Here is a 21,063-nt window from a genome sequence, read left to right on the forward strand (position 1 = left end):
GAGCACCATGGAATATCCCCGTCCCCACTTCGACCGGTCGCACTCCTGGTCGAGCCTCAACGGCGCGTGGGACTTCCGGGCCGACCCCGAGCCGGACTGGAACCGGACCATCACCGTGCCCTTCGCCTGGGAGACCCCCGCCTCCGGCATCGAGGCCCACTGGCTGCCGGTGGCCTGGTATCGCCGCCGGATCACCGTCCCGCAGCAGTGGACCGGGCAGCGGGTGGTGCTGCACTTCGGCGCCGTGCACCACGAGGCCACCGTCTGGGTGAACGACGTCGAGGTGGTCACCCACCGGGGCGGCTACACGCCGTTCGAGGCCGACATCACCGACGCGCTGCGCGACGGCGCCCAGGAGATCGTGGTACGGGTCTCCGCGCCGCTCGACAAGCGCGAGATCGCGCACGGCAAGCAGCGCAGCATCCCGCGCGACGACTTCGACGGCGTGTGTTTCACCCCGTCGTCCGGGATCTGGCAGAGCGTCTGGCTGGAGGCCCGTCCCGCCACCCACCTGGCCGCGCTGAAGCTGCGCCCGTCGGCGGGACTGGACGCCATCGAGGTCGAGGCCCGGGTGTCGGGACCCGAGGAGTCCCTGCTCAGGCTGACCCTGCGCGGCACGGACACGACGATCGAACTGCCGGTCGCGGGCGACGACGCGGGCCAAGGCTCGGGCGCCGGGGCCGGCTCGGATGGCGCGGGCTCGGAGGCCGCGCCGGTCTCCGACCGGACCGTCCGGGGCGTGCTGCCGGTCGCCGAGCCGCGCCTGTGGTCGCCGGACGACCCGCACCTCTACCACGTGGACGCCGAGCTGGCCTCGGCCGACGGAACCGACCGGGTCGCCGCCTACACCGGGCTGCGCCGGATCGAGGTCATAGGGGAGGACCTGTATCTGAACGGCCGCCGCCTCTTCGTACGCGGCGTGCTCGACCAGGGCTACTGGCCGCGTACCGGCATCACCCCACCCGACGACGCCGCGCTCCGCCACGACCTCGATCTGGCCGCCGCGGCCGGATACAACCTGGTCCGCAAGCACCTCAAGCTGGAGGACCCGCGCTTCGTCCACCACGCCGACACGCTCGGCATGCTGCTGTGGGCCGAGCCCGCCGCCACCGGCCGCTTCTCCGCCGACTCCGTGGCGGCGTTCGAGGAGCAGATCGCGCCCATGGTGGAGCGCGACGGCAACTCCCCGGCGATCGTCATCTGGGGCCTGTACAACGAGGAGTGGGGCCTGGACTGGGACATCCCGGGCGACCCGGCCAAGCAGGATGCCGCCGCCCGGGCATACGACCTGCTCAAGGTCCTCGACCCGACCCGCCCGGCGGTGGACAACTCCGGCTGGACCCACGTCAAGACCGACCTCCTCGACTGGCACTACTACGACGAGTCCGCCGCCTCCTGGGGCCGGACGGTGGCCGCCCTGCTGGACGGCGAGCAGGACGACTTCCCGGTCCGGCTCGGCCCCGACTACGTCGTGCGCAAGAAGCTGGCCGGCGCGCCGTCCCAGCCGCTGCGCGGCCTGCCCAACCTCAACAGCGAGTACGGCGGCGGCTTCACCAGCGTGGAACGCGCCTGGCACCTGCGCTGGCAGACCCAGGAACTGCGCCGCCATGACCGCCTGGCCGGCTACGTCTACACCGAGCTGTACGACATCGAGCACGAGTCCGCCGGCCTGCTGGACTTCGAGCGCCGGGCCAAGGACCTGGCCGGGGTGGACCCCGCTGACGTGAACGCCACCACCACGCTCGTCCTCGATGTCCTCCCCATCGCGCCCGGCCGCGACCTGCTGACCGAGACGCGCGAGATCACCGTACCCGTACGCGTCTCGCACCACGGCGCCGAGCCGGTCAACGGCCACCTGCACACCGCCTGGACCCCCGTGCTCGGCCCCGCCCCCGACGCACCCGGCGCCTTCGGCACGCCGGGTCCGTGGATCGAGGCCAAGCCTTTCCTGCTCAGCGCCCCCGCCGAGGTCAGCGCCGAGCTCCCGGCCGGTTGGACCAGCGGCCGCCTGCACCTCGCCTTGGTCAGCGACGGCGCCGTGGTCGCGCGCTCGGCCGTGGACGTGGACACCCGCACCGCCCCCGTCATCGGAGACGACTCGAACTAAGGAGACACCGTGCGCCTTACACCCCCCATCGCCGCGTTAGCCCTGGTCGGAGCCTGCCTGGCCGGATCCGCGAGTCCCGCCCAGGCGGCCCCGCCCGGCCAGGTGCTCTACGCGCCGAACCTGAGCACGTATCCGCAGGGCGACGCCAGCTACCCGCGGGCGATCCGGCTCGACCACGACGGCTCGCCGAACGAGACCATGCTCGCGACGTTCGCCCGCCGCAACCACAACGCGCCCACGTCGCTGCCGATCTACCGCAGCACCGACGGCGGGCGCACCTGGTCAGCGAACCCGATCTCCACGATCACCTCCCACACGCCCGGCTGGGATCTGGAAGCACCGGTTCTGTACGAGGTGCCGCGCACCGCCAACGGGCTGAACCAAGGCGACCTGCTGGCCGCGGGCACGGCCTGGGACGTCGGCGACTACACGGCCCAGAAGGTCGAGGTGTTCAAGAGCACCGACCATGGCGCGACCTGGACGTACCTGTCGAACTGCACCCAGACCAGCGGCCAGCCCAACTCCTGGGGCCACGGCATCTGGGAGCCGTGGTTCCTGCTGGCCCCGAACAACACCCTGGCCTGCTTCATCTCCGATGAGCGCCCCGCCAACACCCCGACGAACAACCAGGTCATCGGCCACTACACCTCCAGCGACGGCGGCCGGTCCTGGAGCGCCACGCTCACCCAGGACGTGGCCTTCCCCGCCGACAACCTCGCCAGGCCCGGCATGTCGATCGTGACCGGGCTGCCGAACGGGTCGTTCCTGATGGCGTACGAGATGTGCCGGGACGCCACCGACCCCGACCACGCCTGCGAGGTGTACGTCAAGACCAGCTCCGACGGCCTCACCTGGGGCTCCGGCGCCGGGACCCTGGTCCGCACCTCCGACGAGCGGGAACTGCTGCACACGCCGTACGTGGCCTGGCTGCCCGGCGGCGGCCCCAACGGCACGCTGCTGCTGTCCGGCCAGCGCGTCGTCGCCGGCCCGACCGGCAACAAGACCGTGCTCGGCGAGTCCGGCCAGGTCCTGTTCGCCAACACCAACCTGGGCGCCGGCGCGTGGACCGAGATCGAGGCCCCGGTGAACGTCAACCCCACCGGCGGCTACAACACCGGCGAGCCGTCCTGCCCCGGCTACAGCTCTCCGATCGTGCCCTCCGCGAACGGCACCGACTTCCTCTACCTGGCCGCCACCCAGCTCACCGGCAACCAGTGCCAGGTCAGATACGGCATCGGCACGCTCCCCGGCACCGCCGGCCAGATCACCGGCCCGGCCGGCGCCGGCAAGTGCGTGGACGTGGACACCAACACGAACACCAACGGCAACCCCGTGCAGCTGTGGGACTGCGGCATCGCCACCGGCCAGCGCTGGTCGCGGCACCCCGACGGCACCCTGCGCGCCTTCGGCAAGTGCCTGGACATCGCCGCCAACGCCACCGCCAACTTCAGCAAGGTCCAGCTCTGGGAGTGCAACGGCGCCGGCGGCCAGCAGTGGCGGCCGCAGCCGAACGGCTCCCTGCTGAACCCGCAGTCCGGCCGCTGCCTCGACAGTCCGGGCGGGGCCACCGCCACCGGCACCCGCCTGCAGATCTACGACTGCAACGGGCTCGACCCGCAGAAGTGGAACCTGCCGGCCTAGACAGCGCCAGGCTGTGCCCGCGGCGACGATCAGAGCGTAGGTCGACAAGTCGATGACGGATCGGGCGACGGCCGCCCCGGAGTCTCCGAGGCGGCACCGGCTGCGCGTGGCCATGGAACCGTCACCGGCTGATGGCGTTCGCGGCCGGCGCCGTTGGTGTGGCGGCTCAAGAGGGCTGGTCACGCCGGCGAGGCGCACCGCGCCGGCGTCGGGCGCCCGCCCGGGGCGCGGGCGGCGCGAGCCCCTCGTCGCAAGCAGATGCCGTCGACCGGGTGGGCCGCGACGACGTCGCCGGCGATGGGGGATCGACGGAGGTGTCCATGCCGACGATGCCGGGAGTCGGCAGCCGGGGGCGGCGTCAGTCGAGAGTCTCCTTCACGAGATCGAGGTAGGCGTGCCCGGCGGTGACGCTGTCGGGCAGGCCGAGTGCCGCAAATCCGTCCAACAGCCGGCGCAGCGTGGCGAGGTGGTGCTGCCAGGAGGAGTCGGGCGCGTAGGGGCCTCCGAGGAACTCGATCATCCGGGCCGTTTCCGGCGAGCGGCGGGCGATCCTCTTGCCCGCGATCGGGACCATCGCCAGCCGCGCCATCTGGTGATCGATGGGCCGCTTGGGAGTCGGCGGCTCGGATTCGCCGGTGCTGAGCAGCTCGGAGAAGGTGGCCGGGAGCCGGTCGAAGCCCTGCCGGTCGAGGATGACTGTGCTGTCGGCAGCCCAGCCGGCCCGCGAGATCGGGTAGATGTGCCAGTCGACCCAGAGCGGAAGCCTGTCGACGATGTAGTGCATGCCGAGCGCCCTGGTGCCGCGCGGGCCGTTGTGGCGGGCGTCGAAGGCCGCCGCCAACGTCCCCGGGCCGGAAGGGAGACGGCCGGGCACCGCGTAATCGTCGAGGTGCGCGTCGTCCACGACCACGAGCAGGTCAATGTCGCTCCAGTCGTCGGCCCGGCCCGCGCCGAGCGACCCGACCAGGGCGGCGCCGGCCACTCCGGGGTCGTCGTGGAGGCCGGCGGTCGCGGCACTGAGCCAGCGGGACCGGATGTCGGCGAGGCGGGGAGCCGACGGCACCTTGCTGCTTTCCGTGCTCATCGGGGCATTTCAGCACCCTGACGAAGCGGTGGCAACCATTAAGATCCGCAGGGCTGGGCGGACGGGACCCTGCGGCTCCGTCCGTCTCACCCATATGCGGGCCGTCAGATGTGGAGAAACACGTCGAAGCGATCTTCACCAAGCTGGGATTGAGCGGCGAGCAGGCCATCGACCGGCGGGTCGCGGCGGTGCTGACGTTCCCGCGCGACGCCGGTCTCCGCCCGCCGGGTTGAAGCAGCGTTCCGCCCGGCCGGACTTGCCGCCACCGCCGTCCTGGCAGCCTTCCGCATCAATCGGATGCAGGCATGGCGTTATCGGCGTTACCACACCTGCCTGCTACTTTGTGTAATGGATTGATTGCAATACGTGTCATAGGGGGCTGGTGTGAAGGTTGACTGCGTCGGCGGCGGACCCGCCAGCCTGTATTTCGCGGTCCTGATGAAACGAGCGGACCCGTCCCACGACATCACCGTCTACGAGCGATACCCGGAAGGCTCGACGTACGGCTGGGGAGTGACCTACTGGGACGATCTCTACAACAATCTCCACTCCGCCGATCCCGAGTCCGCCCGTGCCATCGGCGACGACTCGGTCCGCTGGGACACCTGGGTGGCGCACGTCCACGGCTACCGCCCGCCGTGCCTGGTGGAGAGCTGGGACGTGGGCTTCGGCATCACCCGGAGCCGGCTGCTCGCCATCCTCGCCGACAGGGCCCGCTCCCTCGGCGTCCGCATCGAGTACGAACGCGAGATCACCAGCGAGGAGGAACTGACCGGCGCGGACCTGATCGTCGCCGGCGACGGCGTCAACAGCGCGCTGCGCCAGCGCCACGCCGACCGTCTCGGCACCAAGGTCGCGGTCGGCCGCAACGTCTACCTCTGGCTCGGCACCACCAAGGTGTTCGACTCCTTCACCTTCGCCTTCGTCGAAACCCCGCACGGCTGGATCTGGTGTTACGGCTACCGATACAGCAATGAGCGCAGCACCTGCATCATCGAGTGCTCTCCCGAGACCTCGGCGGGGCTCGGGTTCGACCAGGCGAACGAGGCCGACAGCCTGGCCCTCCTGGAAAAGATCTTCGCCGACATCCTCGACGGCCACCCGCTGATCGGCCAGGACAACGCCGGCGAGAGCGCCCGCTGGCTGAACTTCCGCACGCTGACCAACGAGAGGTGGCACCACGGCAACCTCGTCCTGATCGGGGACGCCGCGCACACCACCCACTACTCCGTCGGCGCGGGCACCGCACTCGCGTTCGGGGACGCCGCCTTCCTCGTCTACGCGCTGCACGCCAAGCCGCGACTCGAGCCCGCACTCGAGTTCTACGAGCGGGAGCGCCAGGCCGAGATCCGGCCCATGCAGAAGGCCGCCCGCAACAGCGCCCGCTGGTACGAGAGCCTCCCGCGTTACGCCAACCTCCCATCGGAACAGCTGCTCGCCCTGCTCGCCCAGCGGCACTCGGCGCTGCTCCCGTACGTGCCGCCGCGGCTGTACTACCGGTTCGACCAGGCGCTCAAGCAGGCCGCGTGGCTCTGGTCGAAGATCGCATCTCCTTGAGCTTGGTCGCCGGGTCCGCGCCCAGCTACCGCGCGACCGCATGGCCGGCCGCACCCACCACCGGGTTGTAGGACAACTGCACCGGCACGCGCGTCCGCGACACCGTGGTACGGCCGGGAACCTGTCGCTGTTCGTTCGGTGTCATCCCGCGCGGGCCCACATCGTCCACAAGCCGGGGCCTGCGCTTCCCCGGCCCGATGTGGGGAGCGGCCAGGCGGAACTCCTCCCGCACGGGCAGGTCAGGGCTGCGCCGGCGCCCCCAGCCTTACGGCGCCCTACCCGCTGGCGACGTCGCGGATCGTGTCGATGACCAGCGCGGGCTGGAAGGCTTGCACGTAGTGCTCGGCGGTGCCGGCGATCACCAGGCGGCCACGGCTGGACAGCGCAGCCAGGCGGCGGGCCCGGTCCAGCGCGGTGTCCGGCTGACCTGAGGGGACGACGACCGCGACCGGCCGATCCCCCCAAACCCCCGGGCGTACCGTGGTGCGGACCTGCTCGGCACTGTCCAGCCCTGACCAGGCCTCGGCCCGCGCGGCATGCATGCTCCTGTCCCCGTAGACCACAGGAGCATGAGCCCGCGCGAAGGCGGTGGCCTCGCCGGGCACCAGCGCGTCGCCGGCCAGCCGCAGCAGGCCGGCCCGCGCCAGCAGGCCGTAGGTGGTGAACGCGGTGGCGAGCAGCGGCCGGGACAGGCTCATCGCGTCGTCGGCGGTTTCGTCGGTGACGTCGATCAACACCAGGCCGGCGGTCAGGTCCGGCCAGCGGTCGGCGAAGATCCGCACGATGTTGCCGCCGTAGGAGTGCCCGGCCAGCACGTACGGGCCGCGCTCCCCGGCCGTGGTGAGCAGGGCACGCAGCTCGCCTGCGGCCTGCCAGGCCGTACGCGGCTCTGGGCCGTCTTCGCTCCAGGCGTAGCCCGCACGGTCGTACGCGCACACGCGGGCGCTCCCGGCGAGTCCACGCTGGATGCCGGCCCAGCTCGCGCTCGACTCGGCGAGCCCGGCTTCCAGCACGACCGTGGGCGTGCCGCCTCCCGTGCAGGTGATGTGCAGGCGGTGCTCGCCCACGCGGACGAGCCTGCCCGGCGAGGGATGCCGGGTGCCGTCGTCCTGGCGGGCGACGCTCTCATAACCGAACCCCGCGACCGCCGCCAGCGCGACCAGCGCCGTGAACCACAGGACGACCCTGCGCAACAACCGTGCTCTCACACCATGAATCTAGGAACTCGATCGCGTCATTTCCTCGTCCTGGCGATGGAACAACGTCTGGGACCAGGGTCCCGGAACCGGTCCGCCACGAGAAGGAGCTGACCGGGAACGCGTGCTAGGCCCCGATCACCCCGACACCCTGAACTCACGCAACAACCTCGCCTACGCCTACCAGGCGGCGGGTGATCTGGACCGAGCCATCTCCCTGTGGGTTCAGCCGGTGCCGGGGGGCGTAGATCACCCTACGCGACGGCCGCCTGCGGCCCCGCCGGTCAGACCGCGGCCGACGCCGCCGTGGCCACGCAGCTCGACGCCACGCTCAGCGGCACGATGCGCGGTTCCATGGACGCCTACAGCGTCTCCTGCGCCCGCATGGTGATCGGAGCGGTGATCCCCTGGTCGTGGCCGCGCCCCCGATCGCACCCTCCCTCCGGTGAGCAGCCTCCTCCCGACCGCACCGCCTCTCCCCGCAGGGGGCGTCCAACCCGACGAAGCGGCCCCGGATCGACGCGCAGGTCCCCGAAGTCAGCCCGCGGCAGGTCGCGACACGTCAGCGTCCATCGTGACGGCGCGGATCAGATCGGCGGTGCGGGCGACGGCGGCGGCCGGGCCGCGCTCGCCGCGGAGAACCTCCTCGATCATGACCTGGAGCTGAGCGGAAACGAGCGCGTACACCGGGCTCACCGGACGCAGGACGGCACGGTCGAGAAGCGCGGCGGTCTGGGCGTGGAAGGCCGACACGGCGGCGGCCGCCTGGAGCGAGGTCCGTCGCGGCGGCAGCTGCCCGGTGATGAGGCACAGCCGGACCAGGGCGTCGGGAGCCATGGCGGCCCGCAGCAGCCGCATCGCGGCCTCGGGACGGCGGGCCTGCCGCGGGATCACGTACACCATCCCGCCGCACATCACCGCGGAGCGGCCTTCCGGGCCGCGCGGCATCGGGGCGAAGCCGAACCTGCTGTGCACCTGATCGAGCGAGAGCCTCGTCACCTTCGCCAGCGCACCGGCCTGGTAGCTCGCGCCGACGCACATCTCGGCCCTGCCTGCGCCCAGCAGCTCGACGGCCTCGTCCTTGCCGAAGCCGGCGACGTCCGGCGACAGCACCCCGTCGGTGATCAGCTCCCGGACCAGGCGCATGGTCTCCGCGGCCGCCGGGCTGTCCAGGACCACCTCGCCCTCCTCGCCCAGGACGAGGGCGCCGTTGGCGGCGAGCAGCCCGGTCAGCGCGTACGTGGTCTCTTCCCCCGCCCGGCGCCCGCCCGGCATGACGAGGACGTGCCCGGACCCCGTACGACGCCCGGCCAGGAGCCGGCCGGTGGCGCGCAGTTCCTCCCAGGTCTCGGGCGCGCGGAGCCCGAGCCGCTCGAACGTCTCGCGCCGGTACCACAGCCCGGTGACGTCGGCCGGCGCCTGCACCGCCGGCGTCCGTCCGCCGAACCGGTGGGAGAACGGGGGCAGCAGGTCGCGGGTGTACTCGTTGGCCAGCCAGCCGTCGGCGTCGAGCTCCTCCAGCGGGGTCAGGAAACCCGCCCTGGCGAACTCGGCCACCCAGACGGAGTCGAGCACGGCCAGGTCGGGGCCGCGCCCTTCGGCGATGGCCCGCAGGAAGGTGGCGTGGAGCTCGTCGAACCGCACCGTGCGGATCCGCGGCCGGGCGGCCGCGCCGGCCGCCGCCGTCCGCAGGTGGTCGACGCTGACCGTGCCGGTCGCCAGGACGGTCAGGTCGGCCGTCTCCTGCTCCTCCTCCGCCGGAGCCGCCCCGCAGGCCCACGCGGGGTTGACGAACGTGCCGCGCCGCCGCTGCCGCAGGACGATCCCCTCCTGGGCCAGCTCGGTCAGCGCCCTGGCCACCGGGGTGCGGCTCAGCCCGAACTCCTCGCACAGCTCCTGCTCGGTGGGGATCCTTCCGTCCGGGCCGAACCGCCCGGCCCTGATGTCCGCCACCAGGCGGGCCTTGAGCTGCTCATACAGCGGTGGCGGCTGACTGGGCGACATCACGCTCCCTTGGTGCGGCAAGCGAAACCATTCTTTTGCCATCCTATTTGCCACTATTGACACTGCGCATCTCCCTCAGGTCTAATCACCGAATGTCATGACAACAGGTGAAAGGTAGATCCTGTGAGCGGACCAGGGCATCAGCTCTCGGCGCGGGCCATGGCGTGGATGGACTCGTTGTGGGACCCCGAAGTGCGGCTCCTGCGTTACCCGGCGATCTCCCTCGCCAGGTCCTCGCACGCCTGGCGAACCCATGGCGTCAGGGAGACCTCCTGGTACGCGCTCGGCCTGCTCATGAGGGCCGACACCGAGCGGGCCGCCGAGGCGCTGGCTTCGGTCCTGACGCACCAGTACGTGGCGCCGGGGACGCCGTACGACGGAACCTGGCGGCGCTCGCCCCAGGAGCCGCAGCCCCCCGCCGACCCGGTCCTGTGGAATGACTACGACCCGAACTGGCGCGAGTTCGTCGGCTGCACGCTCCTGCTCGTCCTGCGCGAGTACGGCGAGACACTGCCGGACGACCTGGTCCGGCGGATCACCGGGGCGCTCGCCCTGGCGGCCGGCAACGCCAGAGAACGCGCGGTGTCGCCGCACTACAGCAACATCGCCCTGATGAGCGCGCATCTCATGCACGAGGTCGGCGTCCGGAGCGGCGATCCCGCGCTGGCCGCGGCCGGCGAGAGCCTGGGACGGCAGGTCTTCGACATCTGGCGGCGGACGCGGACGTTCGCCGAGTTCAACTCGCCCACCTACTACGGAGTGGACCTGTTCGCGCTGGCCCTCTGGCGCGGCAGCTCATCGCCGGTCCTGCGCGAGCTCGGCGACGAGATGGAGGTCGGCCTCTGGACGGAGATCGGCCGGCGCTACCACCCCGGCCTGCGCAACCTGGCGGGTCCGTACGACCGCTCGTACGGCATGGACCTGTCCGGCTACGTCTCCCTCCTCGGCCAGTGGATCGCGCTCGCCGACGGCCTGGAGTGCGCGCCGCTGCCCGCCGGCGACCCCTCGCAGGCGGTCCACGCGCACGACCTGTGCTTCGCCCCCTGCTTCGCCCTGCTCGGCGCCCACCCCAAGGCGGCCGGGCTGCTCGCCCCGGCCCCGGAGAAACCGCGCTGGGTCAGCACCACCGTCACCGAGTCCCCGCGGCGGATCGCCACGTCGTGGCTCGGGCCGCACCACATGATCGGCGCCCAGGACACCGGCGGCGCCAAGACGGATGCGGACGATCAGTACCACCCGGTCACCGTGCACTGGCGCGGTGACGACGGCGCGCCGCACTGGCTGCGCGTCATGCCGTCCGCCGGCGTCGACGCCACCGTGACCAAGGACGGCGTGCTCGAGGTCACCGCCGCGGGCGACCTCGAGTTCGAGTCGGACTGCCGAGCTGACGTCGGCGCGGGCCGCTGGCTCCTGCCGGGCCTGTCAGTGACCGTCTCCACCGGCGCCGCCGCCAGCCCCGCCCCCTTCCGGATCCGCTACCCAGGCCCCCTCCACCTCACCCTCGAGATCTCGCCGCGCTGAAGGAGATCAGCATGAACCGACCACTGTCCCGCCGACCTGCCCGCCTTACTGCTTGAGGTCAGGGCCGACGCGGTGGAGAAGCAAGGGCTCGACGAGCTGGTCCGGACGGCCGGCATCGTCGCCTACGACGACAGCGGCACGCCCGTGGAGTACGGCACGCACATCCACGCCGCGGCCCGCTACAGCGTCCAGATGAACCTGCTCATGGCTGGTCGATGCAGAGATGAACGACAAACATGTTGACGCTGCGTTCACCGCGGCGGTCCAGGCTGCCCTGACCGGGCAGGTCAAGGCCATCCTCAACGAGGGCGATGGCGGGGGTCACCTGCAACACCGCCGGCTGGCCGAGCGGATCCTGGCCCTCGTCGCGTACGGGCGGCACGGCCGGCTGCTCGATCACGCGGCCCGGCTCGCCGCCCGGCTGCGCGAGCTACAGGGCCCCGGCGGGTTGTTCACCGGCGGTGACAACGTCGACTCCCCGCCGGACTCCGCGTTCAGCGTCAACGATCTCGCCGACGCCCTGCGGCTGCTGCGGCGCGACCCTCCCGGCGCTGCCGAGCACGGGCTGGCGGATCTGCTCGACGACATACTGACGGCGGTCGCCCCGGCCTTGGCGCGGGGTGGAGTGCACACCCCCAACCACCGCTGGGAGATCTCGGCCGCCCTGGCCAGGCTGCACCGGCTCGCGCCCGATCGGGCGCTGGCGGAACGGGTCGGCCAGTGGCTGGCCGAGGGAGTCGACATCGACGACGACGGGCTCTACTCCGAACGCAGCGCCAACTACGCCGCGTACGTGTCGAACCCGTCGCTGCTCGCCATCGCCGAGGTGTTCGACCGTCCTGACCTGGTCGACGCCGTCGAACGGAACCTGGACGCCACGCTCGATCTGCTGCTGCCGGACGGGTCGGTCGAGACGGTGCTGTCGCGCCGCCAGGACCAGCGGCAGCCGCTGCCCCTGGCGCCCTACCTGCTCTCGCTGCGCCGGATCGCGCTGCTGCGCGGCCGGGGCGACCTCGCCTGGGCGGCCGGGCTCGCGCTGTCCCAGGGGGTCGTCTCACCGGCGCGCGCGGCCACGGAGCTGATCCTCGACCCCGGCATCGCGCGGGAGCTGCCGGAACCCGTACCGCCGCGGAGATCGCGGCAACGCGTCTTCGGCGCCGCGGGACTGCTCGTCGACCATCGGCCCGCGACGACGACCGTGGTCTTCGGCGGTTCCGACTATCCGCGCCACAGACGCATCCGTTCCGGGCTGGCGAACTCCCCGACGTTTCTACGCCTGTTCGCCGGGGCGGCCGTCCTGGGGGACGTACGTCTCTCGCGTGTCTTCTTCGGTCTGGGGCCCTTCCGCGCCGACCGGTTGCTGGTCGAGCGCGATCAGGGGGGCACGACCGCGACGCTCACGGAATCCGTGTCGGCCTCCTACTACCAGCCGATGACGCATCAGAACCGCGACGCGCGCGGCCACTACGGGCTGGTGGACGATGGCCGGTTCAGCTCGGCCATGGACTTCGGCCTGCGCAGGCGGGACGAGGTCACGCTGACCACCGCCGTCCACGTGGCCATCACGGACACCGGGGCCGAGCTGACCGTCGACCTGGCGGGCCCGGCCGTGGACTGGTCGCTGGAGCTGGCCTTCCGGCCCGGCGGGCGAATGACGGGCGCCATGGCCCTGGACGAGCACGCCTGGCAGCTCGACCCGGGCGAGCCCGCGGTCTACCGCGTTGGCGACGACTCGATCACGGTCACGGTGCCGGCCATGTCGATGGCCGCTTCCCATTCGGTTCCCGGCTACGAGCCCGGCGAGGAGTACCGGTTCCTCGGGGGCACCGACGCCGTGTCGGGAGAGCGGCTGTACGTCGCCGGACGGGTTCCGGGAAGGTTGCGTTTACGTCTCGCAGCTGCCCACCACTCGGGATAGAACCGCAGCTAATGAAGTTTGTCCTGATGTATGTAAGTCAGGAGATCTTAAAGATCTTATGTAGTGACTATTGACCCGGCAAACGCTTTCCAGTTACCGTCCCACGCCACAGGCAGACAACGTTCAAGGAGACGCCATGACGACTTCTGCGACAGCCCGGAGACGACTCATGCGCTGGCGTTGGCTGCCAGTGACCGTCGCCGCGGCGATCGCCCTCACCGCGTGCGGTTCGAGCTCCGGCGGGGACTCGGGCGGGGACTCGGGCGGAGACTCCGGCGCCAAGAGCATCACCTTCTGGCTCTCGGCGAGCGCGGCCCAGGCGCAGGGCTATCACGACCTGGCCAAGGAGTTCGAAGCCAAGGAGGGCGTCAAGGTCGAGATCGTCAACGTCCCCTACGACGGCTACCAGGACAAGCTGCGCCAGGCCGCGCAGGCCAACTCCCTGCCCGACTCGGCCAGCGTGCCCTCGCTCGACACCATCTGGATCAACCAGCTCCAGGACCTCGCCGCGACGGCGAACGCCCCGGCCAACAAGATCAACAAAGACCTGCTCACCGTCCAGGACGGCAAGGTCCTCTGCATTCCCTCCGACCTGACGGCGGCCGGGCTGTTCGTCAACAAGACCCTGTTCGAGAAGGCCAAGGTCGACATTCCCGCCGACCCGAACAAGGCCTGGACCTGGGAGGAGTTCCTGGCCGCCGCCACGAAGGTCCGCACCGCCACGAACGCCAAGTACGACCTGGTCTACGACCAGTCCCCCGCGCGCATCAGGGCCTTCATCTACGGCCACGGCGGCAAGGGCTTCCAGCTCGGCGCGGACAACAAGTACGCCACCCCCGACGACGCCACCGTGCAGGCGCTGACGAAGTTCGCCTCGCTGAACGACGACAAGGTCATGCCGAAGTCGGTCTGGGGCGCGGGCGCCGACCCGAACGCCCTGTTCAAGAGCGGCCAGGTCGTCGCGTACTTCTCCGGCGTCTGGCAGGTGGCCGACTTCGCGGAGAGCATCACGGACTTCGACTGGGCCGGCGCGCCGACGCCGGTGGGAACCATCCACGCCACCGACATCAACCTCGGTGGCAAGGTGGTCGCCTTCAACAACGGTGACAAGGCCGACCCCGCCAAGAAGTGGGTGGACTACATCTTCCAGCCCGCGAACTACACGAAGCTCGCGCAGGTCAACGGCTACCTGCCGGTGGAGTCCGGTCTCACGCTGAACTACCCGTTCAAGAACCAGGCCGCCCTCGACGCCTTCCAGCTCTACCTCAAGGAGATCGAGCTGGCGGACCCGATCTCGTCCTATGGACACCAGAGCGGGACGAAGCTCCTGCTCGCCGGCAAGTCCATCCAGGAGGACCCGACCAAGGAGGAGATGGCCAAGCTGATCAATGGTCAGCAGGACATCAAGAAGACCGTCGACAACATCGTGTCGGGGCTCAACCAGCAGATCGGCTGACCGTACGGCCCGCCGGCACTTTCCCTGCGCCGGCGGGCCGAGCGCTGAAGAACGCGGAAGAAGGAGGAGAGCGCAATGGCGGAGAGTGTGCCGCAATCGGCGGGGCGCGCCAACGAGACGCCGGCCCGGACCGCATCGCGGCGGTGGCCCCGCCGGCGGACCCGGCGGCATGACCGCTACACCCTGGCGCCCCTGCTGCTCATCTCGTCCAACCTCGCCCTGTTCCTGCTCTTCTTCGTCTGGCCGGCCGTCATCGGCCTGGGATACTCCTTCACCAGCTACACGGGCGTCGGCTCGGCGCCGTTCGTGGGCCTGGACAACTACCAGCGGCTGCTGAACGACGAGGCGTTCTACGCGGCGACGGTCCGTACCTTGATCTTCACGGCGGCCGTCGTTCCGCTGACGTACGTCGCCTCGCTGAGCGCGGCCGTGCTGCTCGTCAGCCCGTACAGCCGCGGCAAGCCGGTCGCGCGGGTGATCTTCTTCGTGCCCTGGCTCATCTCCCCGATCATCGCCGGTGTCATCTGGCGATGGATCTTCGGTGAGAACTTCGGGCTCGTCAACTACGTCATCATCGCGCTCGGCGGCGAGGCGGTGCCGTGGCAGTCCAACGCGAACCTGTCCCTGATCATCGTGGTCATCGCCGCAACCTGGGGGAGCACCGCGGTCAACATGCTGATGTTCGTCGCGGCCATCAAGAACGTGCCGACCGCGTACTACGAAGCCGCGTCCCTGGACGGCGCGGGCTCGTGGGCCAAGTTCCGCCACATCACGCTTCCCTCGATCGCGCCCACGTCCTTCATCGTGATCCTGCTCACCACCCTGCACTCGATGAAGGAGTACGCGCTCATCCAAGCGGTCAATGCCGGAGGTCCGGGCTCCGAAAACAACCTGCTCATCCAGTACATCTTCACGACCGGCTTCCGCCGTGCCCAGATCGGTTACGCGAGCGCCGCGTCCTTCGTGCTCATGCTGATCCTGATGATCATCGCTATCGCGCAGTTGGTCATCAACCGCCGGAAGGACTCCTGAGATGGACAACCTGCTGCCGAAGAAGGTCTGGGCGACGGCGGCCCTGTGGTTCATGGTCGCCCTGTACGGCATTCCGGTCCTGTGGTTCCTGCTCAGCTCCTTCAAACCGGCGGGGGAGCTGTTCTCCTATCCGCTGACCATCTTCCCGAAGCAGCCGACCATCTCCGGCTTCACCCAGGCCTGGACGAGCTTCGACTTCAGCCGCTACTTCGGCAACACCCTCATCGTGGCCGTGTCCGCAACCCTCATCACCATCGTGACAAGCGCGACCTGCGGTTACGCCCTGGCGAAGTACACCAACTGGTGGCTGCGGGCGTTCACCATCTGCATCCTGGCCACCACGATGCTGCCGGGCGAGGTCATTCTCTCCCCCCTGTTCCTCATCGTCCGCGACCTGGGCCTGTACAACAGTCTCGCCGGCGTCGTGGCCCCCTCGGTGATCACGGCGACGGGCACCTTCCTGTTCCGCCAGTTCTTCCTGAGCGTGCCGCGCGACCTGCTGGACGCGGCCCGCATCGACGGCAGCGGGGAACTGTCGACGTTCATCCGGATCATGCTCCCGCTCTCCCGGCCGATCATCATGACCCTCGCCATCATGTCGTTCCAGTGGCGGTGGAACGACTACATCTGGCCCCTCGTGATCCTCAACGACCCGAAGGAGTTCACCCTGCAGATCGGCGTCGCGAGCATCGTGGGCGCGGAGAACGTCAACTGGTCGGTCCTGCTCGGGGCGTCTGTCCTGTCAATGATCCCCCTTGTCGTGATCTACCTGATCTTCCAGAAGTACGTGATGAACGCCGACCTCAGCGCGGGCCTGAAGGATTAGTGCCGGTCTTCGATCCCCGACCGTCAGTTGAAGCGCGGGCATAGGCGCCCGATGAGCGGCCTTCAGGGGTGGTCGTCGATCTCGTGATCGGTGCGGGCGATGGTTGTCGTAGTGCCGCACCAGCGTTCGGCGACCGCGTTCGCCCGCGGAGATCGAGGCGGCGTCTTGAGCATGCAGACACCCTCGGCTGCAACACCTCGTCGAACGTCACGGTGAACTTCGCGTCGCGGTCGCGGATGACGAATCGCAGAGTCTCAGCTCGTTGCCCCAGCTCGATGAGCAGGTTGCGTGGGCACTGCCCCACCACGGTTAACGGCAGACACCGTGGAGAGCCCGTTACCGAGAGATCGGTACGGAACCGGGGCACACGCTCACCACCCAAGGCAGCCAGGCGACGCACTTAAACGACAAGCTGAGCAGCGGGATCAGATGGAGGTCGAGTCAGCCTGCTCACAAAGCGACCGTGGTCTTTTCCAAGATGTCGGCCAGGCGCGTGTAGTCGACGTCCTGCCCTTCTTCGATGTCGACGGCCTTGCGTTCCCCTTTGCCCAGTGCTCGGATGAAGCCCTTGACCACAGGGATGTCCGTGGCGTTGAACACCATGAATGACACCTTGTCCCGGGAGACCGCTATGACGGCCGCGAAGTTGCCGTTCTTGAGAAAGTGCGGTTTGCCGTATTGCAGCCGTTCTTCGATCGTGGGAACGGTCTCGTGGACCATCGCGCGCAGCTTCTCGCAGACGCCGATCTGCCACGGCGCGGTGTTGTTGATGTACTGGGTGACGTCGTCGTTCATGCCGTTCTCCAAATGTCGCTTCCGCAGGTTGCCTTGCGCAGGTCCCTCTTGGGGAGGCATCGCGTTCACGCTCGCCCCAGCCCGCGGCATCGGCCCGCGGGTAAAGGTCTTTGCCTCCCCGGCACCTGTTGTGTCAGTCGACGAGGGCTCCGCAGGAGATGTTCACCTGCGTGGAGGTGATGCTCCTGGCGTGTTCCGACGCCAGGAACGCGGCGACTCGGCCGACATCGTCCAGGGTCGCGGCTCGCTTGAGAAGCGTCGCATCCACCATCTTCTGCTTGTAGGGCGCCATCTCGGGAAGGTCGGGCAGGGACTCGGGGATCCCACCGGTACGCATCGAGACCACGCGTACGGAGTGCGGGCCGAGCTCGCAGGCCCACTGGCGGCGCATGGCCTCGATCAGGTCGCAGCCAACCTGTACTGTTCCCAGGCCGGGCGACGAGTTGCCCGGGTCTGAGCCGCCGAAGTGCAAGATGACTCCCGAGCCCTGCTTGACCATGTGCCGTGCGGCGGCCTGGGCGGTCAGCAGAAACGAGCGCGCCACCTTGTCCATCGCGCGGCCGAAGTCGGCGACGGGCATGTCGAGCAGCGGCACGAACAGCGCGTCCTGGGAGATGACGTTGACCGAGACATCGATGCTGCCGGTCTGTGCCGCGATGGAGTCGACCCAGCCGTTGACGGCGCTCTCGTCCAGAGCGTCCACGATCGCCGTCTCGGCCAGGCCGCCCTGGCGGCGGATGTCCGCGGCGACGGTGTCGAGCTTGCCGGGAGTGCGGCCGGCGAGGAAGACTCGCGCTCCCTCGGCGGCGAAGCCCCGCGCCATCGCGCCGCCGATGGCGCCGCCGCCCCCGTAGATCACCGCGGTCTTGTTCTCCAGAAGCATGTCCGTCTCCGTTCGTCGGTTCGATGGCTCGAATCTAGGGACGGCACGGCAGGGCGGGCATCGGTCCCACGACTGCTCTGACAGATCCGCTGATCAGGGCGGGCGGCGACGGGAACGGCGTACCGCAGGCCGGTCCGCGGCGGGTGCCGGCCATGGTGACGAGTAAGTAGCTCGACTGATACGGCTCACAGCTCGAGCTTGGCGAGCTCCATCCTGCGGGTCACGCCGATCTTCGGATAAGCCCGGTAGAGGTGATGTCCCACGGTGCGCGGGCTGAGGTACAGGCGCGCCGCGATCTCCCTGTTGCTATACCCGGCCGCGGCCAGTCGCACGACCTGGAGTTCCTGTGGGGTCAGCCGCTGGAGCGGGTCGTCGGCCTGGGCATGGGCCACGGGCCTGTCACCGAGGACCGTCAGTTCGGTGCGGGCACGCTCGGCCCAGCGTGCCGCGCCGAGTCTGGCGAAGGTGTCCTCTGCTTGCGCCAGAGCGGCGCGGGCCTCCGAGCGGCGGCGCTGGCGGCGCAGCCATCCGCCGTAGGCGAGCGTGGTCCGCGCGAGTTCGTACGGCCGGTCGGGGATGAGCCGCAGCGCGGCGCGGTAGTGACGTTCGGCCTGGTCACCGTCGGCGAGTAGGGCCCGGCAGCGCAACTCCAGAGCCTTGCCGACGTCATTGTGCCCGGCCCACGCCGCCAAGGCCGGCAGGTGTCGTCGGGCCAGGTCGGCGCGTCCGGCGCGGATGGCGGCTTCGACGTGATCCGGTACGGCCCTGATGAGCAGATCGTGCCGGGCAGGGCCCCCGCATGCTTGCTCGAACCCGTCGAGCGCCTGCTCGAAACGTCCCTCGGCGAGATCGAGCAGTCCCACGCCCCACGAGGCGAGGGCCGCGTTGGTGGGGTGCAGGGCAGCGTGCTCACGCACCTCGCCGGCCAACGCACGGCACTCGGCGGCGTCGCCGATGACGGCGGCCAGCCAGACCGCGATGGCCTTCAGTACGGTCACCTGCATGTCCATGCCGATGTCGGACGCCAGCGAGATGCCTTGAGCGAGGTCGGCCTGAGCGCCGCGGAAGTCGCCCCGCAGCAGCCGGCCGATGGCCAGCGGCTCCAGTACGTACGGAAGCCAGCCGAGCGATCCGTCCGCTCTGACGTCGGCCGCCAGCGACTCCAGCACGTCCGTCGCCGCCACGTCGTCGGCGGTCAGCAGCCCCATGAATCCGGCGATCACCCGCTCGACGAAGTCCTGGACGGTTCCGGTCCGGACGGCCTTGACCAGCGCGCGCATGGGCACGACCGCCGCGCCGAAATCGCCGTCGGCGTGCCTGCCGTACCCGATCAGGGCCGCCACCACGGGCGTCAGCGCCGCGCCCGAGGGCAGCCGGACGGTCTCCAACTGGGCGACGGCTTCTTTGACGAGATCGTGGGCGCATGCGTCACGGGCCGCCCACACGGCCTCGGTCAGCATGGACACCGCCCGCTCCGGATGGCTGCCGGTGATCAGCATGGCGGCCTCCAAGGCCAGGGCTGCGTCGGCGGCCGGTGAGGTGCTTTCGTAGGCCACCTGCGCACGCACGTAGGTGGCCTCGGCGACAACAGCGGCCCTGCCGGTCAGCGCAGCGGCCTCGGTCGCCAGCCGGGTCGCCCATTCCGGGCGGCCGGCGTCGTAGGCCGAGCGGGCCGCGCGGACCATGCGCTGTGCCTTGCCCTCCTGATCGGTGCTGAGCCGCGCGGCCCGCTCGTACGCCAAAGCGACCGCCACCGCCCCACCGCGATATCGGGCTCGCTCGGCAGTGTGTTCCAGCTCGCTGGCGACTTCATCGTCGGGGCCGGTGGCCGCGGCGGCCCGATGCCACGTGCGGCGGTCGGAGTCCGCCACGAGCGACAGCGCACCAGCCAGGGCTTCGTGTACGGCGATGCGCTGATGATGAGGGGCGCTCTGATACACGGCCGAGCGGATCAGCGGATGACGGAACTTGATCTCGTCGGCTGACGTGACGACGAGACGGGCCTCCTCAGCCGGACCGAGATCGACGAGTGACACACCGAGGGCGACGCCTGCCCGCAGGACCACATCGAGTTCGCAGGTGCCGTCGGCCGCTGCCAGCAGAAGGAGCAGGCGGGTGGCCGCGGGCAACTCCTCCAGCTGGGCCCGGAAGGCGTCCTGCACGCGTCCGGCGATCCTCAGCGGACCGACCGGCGTAACCAGGCCGTCCCTCGACAGGCGGGAGAGCTCTATCAGGGCCAGCGGGTTGCCGCCCGCCTCGTCCAAAAGCCTGTCGCGCACCGGAACAGTCAGCTCGGGCGCGCATTCCGCCAGCAGTTCCACGGCGGAGTCACGGTCCAGCCCGTCCAGCCGCATGACCTCGATCCCCGGCGTGAGGAACGGTTTTGCGGTGTCCCGTACCGCGAATACCATCACGATCGGATCCTCATGAAGCCTGCGCGCTGCGAACAACAACGCGTCCGAGGACGCCCGATCCAGCCATTGAGCATCGTCGATCAGGCACACCAGCGGCTGCCGCGCGGCAAGATCCGACAGCAGCGTCAGCGTCGCGGCGCCAACGAGGAACGGGTCGCGCACCGGAACCTCAGCCAGACCGAACACCGACCGCATGGCGGCCGCCTGCTGGCCCGGCAGAACGTCCAGCCGGTCCACGAACGGATGCAAGAGCAGGTACAGCCCACTGAACGGCAACTCGGCCTCGGTCTCGATGCCGGCCCCCCGTAACACCCCCATCCCGTCCGCGACCGACGCCAGATCATCGAGCAGGGCCGACTTGCCGACCCCCGCCTCACCCCGGACGACCAACGCCCCGCTCCGCCCTTGGCGGGCCTCCGCAAGCAGCACCTCCAAGCGGCCGCGCTCAAGGCGGCGTCCCTTCAGCATGACGGCACAGTAGCGCCCACGCCAAAGTGGCACATAAACGGGCGACCCCATCAACCACTCCCATGAACTCGCCCCCGCCTCGACCGCCGCCGCCGTCGACGGGTGTGTCCAGTCAGTGGTGTATCTCGATCTTGTTTGATGAGCGGGTGGTTGGGGTCAGG

General features: G+C 70.0%; 17 protein-coding genes. 11 read left to right on the forward strand and 6 right to left on the reverse strand.

Features of this window, described 5'->3' with window-relative positions; all coding sequences use genetic code 11:
• The first annotated feature begins 7 nt into the window (after positions 1–7).
• Complete coding sequence (locus tag EDD27_RS06840) at positions 8–2,107, forward strand: glycoside hydrolase family 2 protein (RefSeq protein ID WP_127931603.1); 2,100 nt, start codon at positions 8–10, stop codon at positions 2,105–2,107.
• A gap of 9 nt (positions 2,108–2,116) precedes the next feature.
• On the forward strand, positions 2,117–3,748 hold the full coding sequence (locus EDD27_RS06845; RefSeq protein WP_127931604.1) for a sialidase family protein: 1,632 nt from the start codon (positions 2,117–2,119) through the stop codon (positions 3,746–3,748).
• Positions 3,749–4,106: 358 nt separating this feature from the next.
• Here the strand turns inward: EDD27_RS06845 and EDD27_RS06850 are convergent, their stop codons facing one another.
• Positions 4,107–4,832: a nucleotidyltransferase domain-containing protein gene (locus EDD27_RS06850; RefSeq protein ID WP_127931605.1), complete on the reverse strand. Its 726-nt coding sequence runs from the start codon at positions 4,830–4,832 to the stop codon at positions 4,107–4,109.
• 110 nt (positions 4,833–4,942) lie between these two features.
• Between EDD27_RS06850 and EDD27_RS57640 the strand changes: the two genes are divergently transcribed.
• Positions 4,943–5,065, forward strand: coding sequence for a hypothetical protein (locus EDD27_RS57640; RefSeq protein ID WP_277750694.1), 123 nt, complete (start codon positions 4,943–4,945; stop codon positions 5,063–5,065).
• 151 nt (positions 5,066–5,216) lie between these two features.
• Complete coding sequence (locus tag EDD27_RS06855; protein ID WP_127931606.1) at positions 5,217–6,389, forward strand: FAD-dependent monooxygenase; 1,173 nt, start codon at positions 5,217–5,219, stop codon at positions 6,387–6,389.
• 275 nt (positions 6,390–6,664) lie between these two features.
• Here EDD27_RS06855 and EDD27_RS06860 read toward each other — a convergent pair whose 3' ends face one another.
• Positions 6,665–7,597: an alpha/beta fold hydrolase gene (locus tag EDD27_RS06860; protein WP_164903515.1), complete on the reverse strand. Its 933-nt coding sequence runs from the start codon at positions 7,595–7,597 to the stop codon at positions 6,665–6,667.
• A gap of 112 nt (positions 7,598–7,709) precedes the next feature.
• Between EDD27_RS06860 and EDD27_RS58555 the strand changes: the two genes are divergently transcribed.
• Entirely contained in the window at positions 7,710–7,976 is a 267-nt protein-coding gene (locus EDD27_RS58555) for a tetratricopeptide repeat protein (protein WP_206641287.1), read from the forward strand.
• A 146-nt stretch (positions 7,977–8,122) separates the two neighbouring features.
• On the opposite strand, the gene EDD27_RS06870 is transcribed toward EDD27_RS58555, so the two are convergent.
• Positions 8,123–9,589, reverse strand: a complete 1,467-nt coding sequence (locus EDD27_RS06870) for an extracellular solute-binding protein (protein WP_164903516.1) — start codon at positions 9,587–9,589, stop codon at positions 8,123–8,125.
• Positions 9,590–9,712: 123 nt separating this feature from the next.
• On the opposite strand from EDD27_RS06870, the gene EDD27_RS06875 reads away from it, so the two are divergent.
• The 6 genes from EDD27_RS06875 (at position 9,713) to EDD27_RS06895 (ending at position 16,342) form a co-directional block, all read left to right on the forward strand.
• Positions 9,713–11,110, forward strand: coding sequence for a hypothetical protein (locus tag EDD27_RS06875; protein ID WP_127931609.1), 1,398 nt, complete (start codon positions 9,713–9,715; stop codon positions 11,108–11,110).
• Positions 11,111–11,182: 72 nt separating this feature from the next.
• A complete protein-coding gene (locus EDD27_RS53980) occupies positions 11,183–11,353 on the forward strand; it encodes a hypothetical protein (protein ID WP_164903517.1) in 171 nt (56 codons plus the stop codon).
• Entirely contained in the window at positions 11,334–13,028 is a 1,695-nt protein-coding gene (locus EDD27_RS06880) for a hypothetical protein (RefSeq protein ID WP_127931610.1), read from the forward strand. The genes EDD27_RS53980 and EDD27_RS06880 overlap by 20 nt, the downstream gene beginning before the upstream one ends.
• Before the next feature lie 136 nt (positions 13,029–13,164).
• Positions 13,165–14,484, forward strand: a complete 1,320-nt coding sequence (locus EDD27_RS06885) for an ABC transporter substrate-binding protein (RefSeq protein WP_127931611.1) — start codon at positions 13,165–13,167, stop codon at positions 14,482–14,484.
• Between the two features lie 75 nt (positions 14,485–14,559).
• Positions 14,560–15,516 (forward strand): carbohydrate ABC transporter permease, encoded by a 957-nt coding sequence (locus tag EDD27_RS06890; RefSeq protein ID WP_127931612.1) that lies wholly within the window; start codon positions 14,560–14,562, stop codon positions 15,514–15,516.
• Between the two features lies 1 nt (position 15,517).
• Positions 15,518–16,342: a carbohydrate ABC transporter permease gene (locus tag EDD27_RS06895; RefSeq protein ID WP_127931613.1), complete on the forward strand. Its 825-nt coding sequence runs from the start codon at positions 15,518–15,520 to the stop codon at positions 16,340–16,342.
• A 450-nt stretch (positions 16,343–16,792) separates the two neighbouring features.
• Here EDD27_RS06895 and EDD27_RS06900 read toward each other — a convergent pair whose 3' ends face one another.
• From EDD27_RS06900 to EDD27_RS06910, 3 genes are all read right to left on the reverse strand, one after another.
• Entirely contained in the window at positions 16,793–17,137 is a 345-nt protein-coding gene (locus tag EDD27_RS06900) for a DUF1801 domain-containing protein (protein ID WP_127931614.1), read from the reverse strand.
• A gap of 133 nt (positions 17,138–17,270) precedes the next feature.
• Complete coding sequence (locus EDD27_RS06905) at positions 17,271–18,020, reverse strand: SDR family NAD(P)-dependent oxidoreductase (RefSeq protein WP_127931615.1); 750 nt, start codon at positions 18,018–18,020, stop codon at positions 17,271–17,273.
• A gap of 185 nt (positions 18,021–18,205) precedes the next feature.
• Positions 18,206–20,902, reverse strand: a complete 2,697-nt coding sequence (locus EDD27_RS06910; RefSeq protein WP_206641288.1) for an ATP-binding protein — start codon at positions 20,900–20,902, stop codon at positions 18,206–18,208.
• Between the last annotated feature and the right edge of the window lie 161 nt (positions 20,903–21,063).

The organism is Nonomuraea polychroma, assembly GCF_004011505.1.
GTDB classification, from domain to species: Bacteria; Actinomycetota; Actinomycetes; order Streptosporangiales; family Streptosporangiaceae; genus Nonomuraea; species Nonomuraea polychroma.

Excerpts from the sequence above, each read along its gene's own strand:
- EDD27_RS06840 (WP_127931603.1), top strand. The coding sequence starts at position 8 with ATGGAATATCCCCGTCCCCACTTCGACCGGTCGCACTCCTGGTCGAGC.
- EDD27_RS06850 (WP_127931605.1), bottom strand. The coding sequence starts at position 4,832 with ATGAGCACGGAAAGCAGCAAGGTGCCGTCGGCTCCCCGCCTCGCCGAC.
- EDD27_RS06870 (WP_164903516.1), bottom strand. The coding sequence starts at position 9,589 with ATGTCGCCCAGTCAGCCGCCACCGCTGTATGAGCAGCTCAAGGCCCGC.
- EDD27_RS06880 (WP_127931610.1), top strand. The coding sequence starts at position 11,334 with ATGAACGACAAACATGTTGACGCTGCGTTCACCGCGGCGGTCCAGGCT.
- EDD27_RS06885 (WP_127931611.1), top strand. The coding sequence starts at position 13,165 with ATGACGACTTCTGCGACAGCCCGGAGACGACTCATGCGCTGGCGTTGG.
- EDD27_RS06890 (WP_127931612.1), top strand. The coding sequence starts at position 14,560 with ATGGCGGAGAGTGTGCCGCAATCGGCGGGGCGCGCCAACGAGACGCCG.
- EDD27_RS06895 (WP_127931613.1), top strand. The coding sequence starts at position 15,518 with ATGGACAACCTGCTGCCGAAGAAGGTCTGGGCGACGGCGGCCCTGTGG.
- EDD27_RS06900 (WP_127931614.1), bottom strand. The coding sequence starts at position 17,137 with ATGAACGACGACGTCACCCAGTACATCAACAACACCGCGCCGTGGCAG.
- EDD27_RS06905 (WP_127931615.1), bottom strand. The coding sequence starts at position 18,020 with ATGCTTCTGGAGAACAAGACCGCGGTGATCTACGGGGGCGGCGGCGCC.
- EDD27_RS06910 (WP_206641288.1), bottom strand. The coding sequence starts at position 20,902 with ATGCTGAAGGGACGCCGCCTTGAGCGCGGCCGCTTGGAGGTGCTGCTT.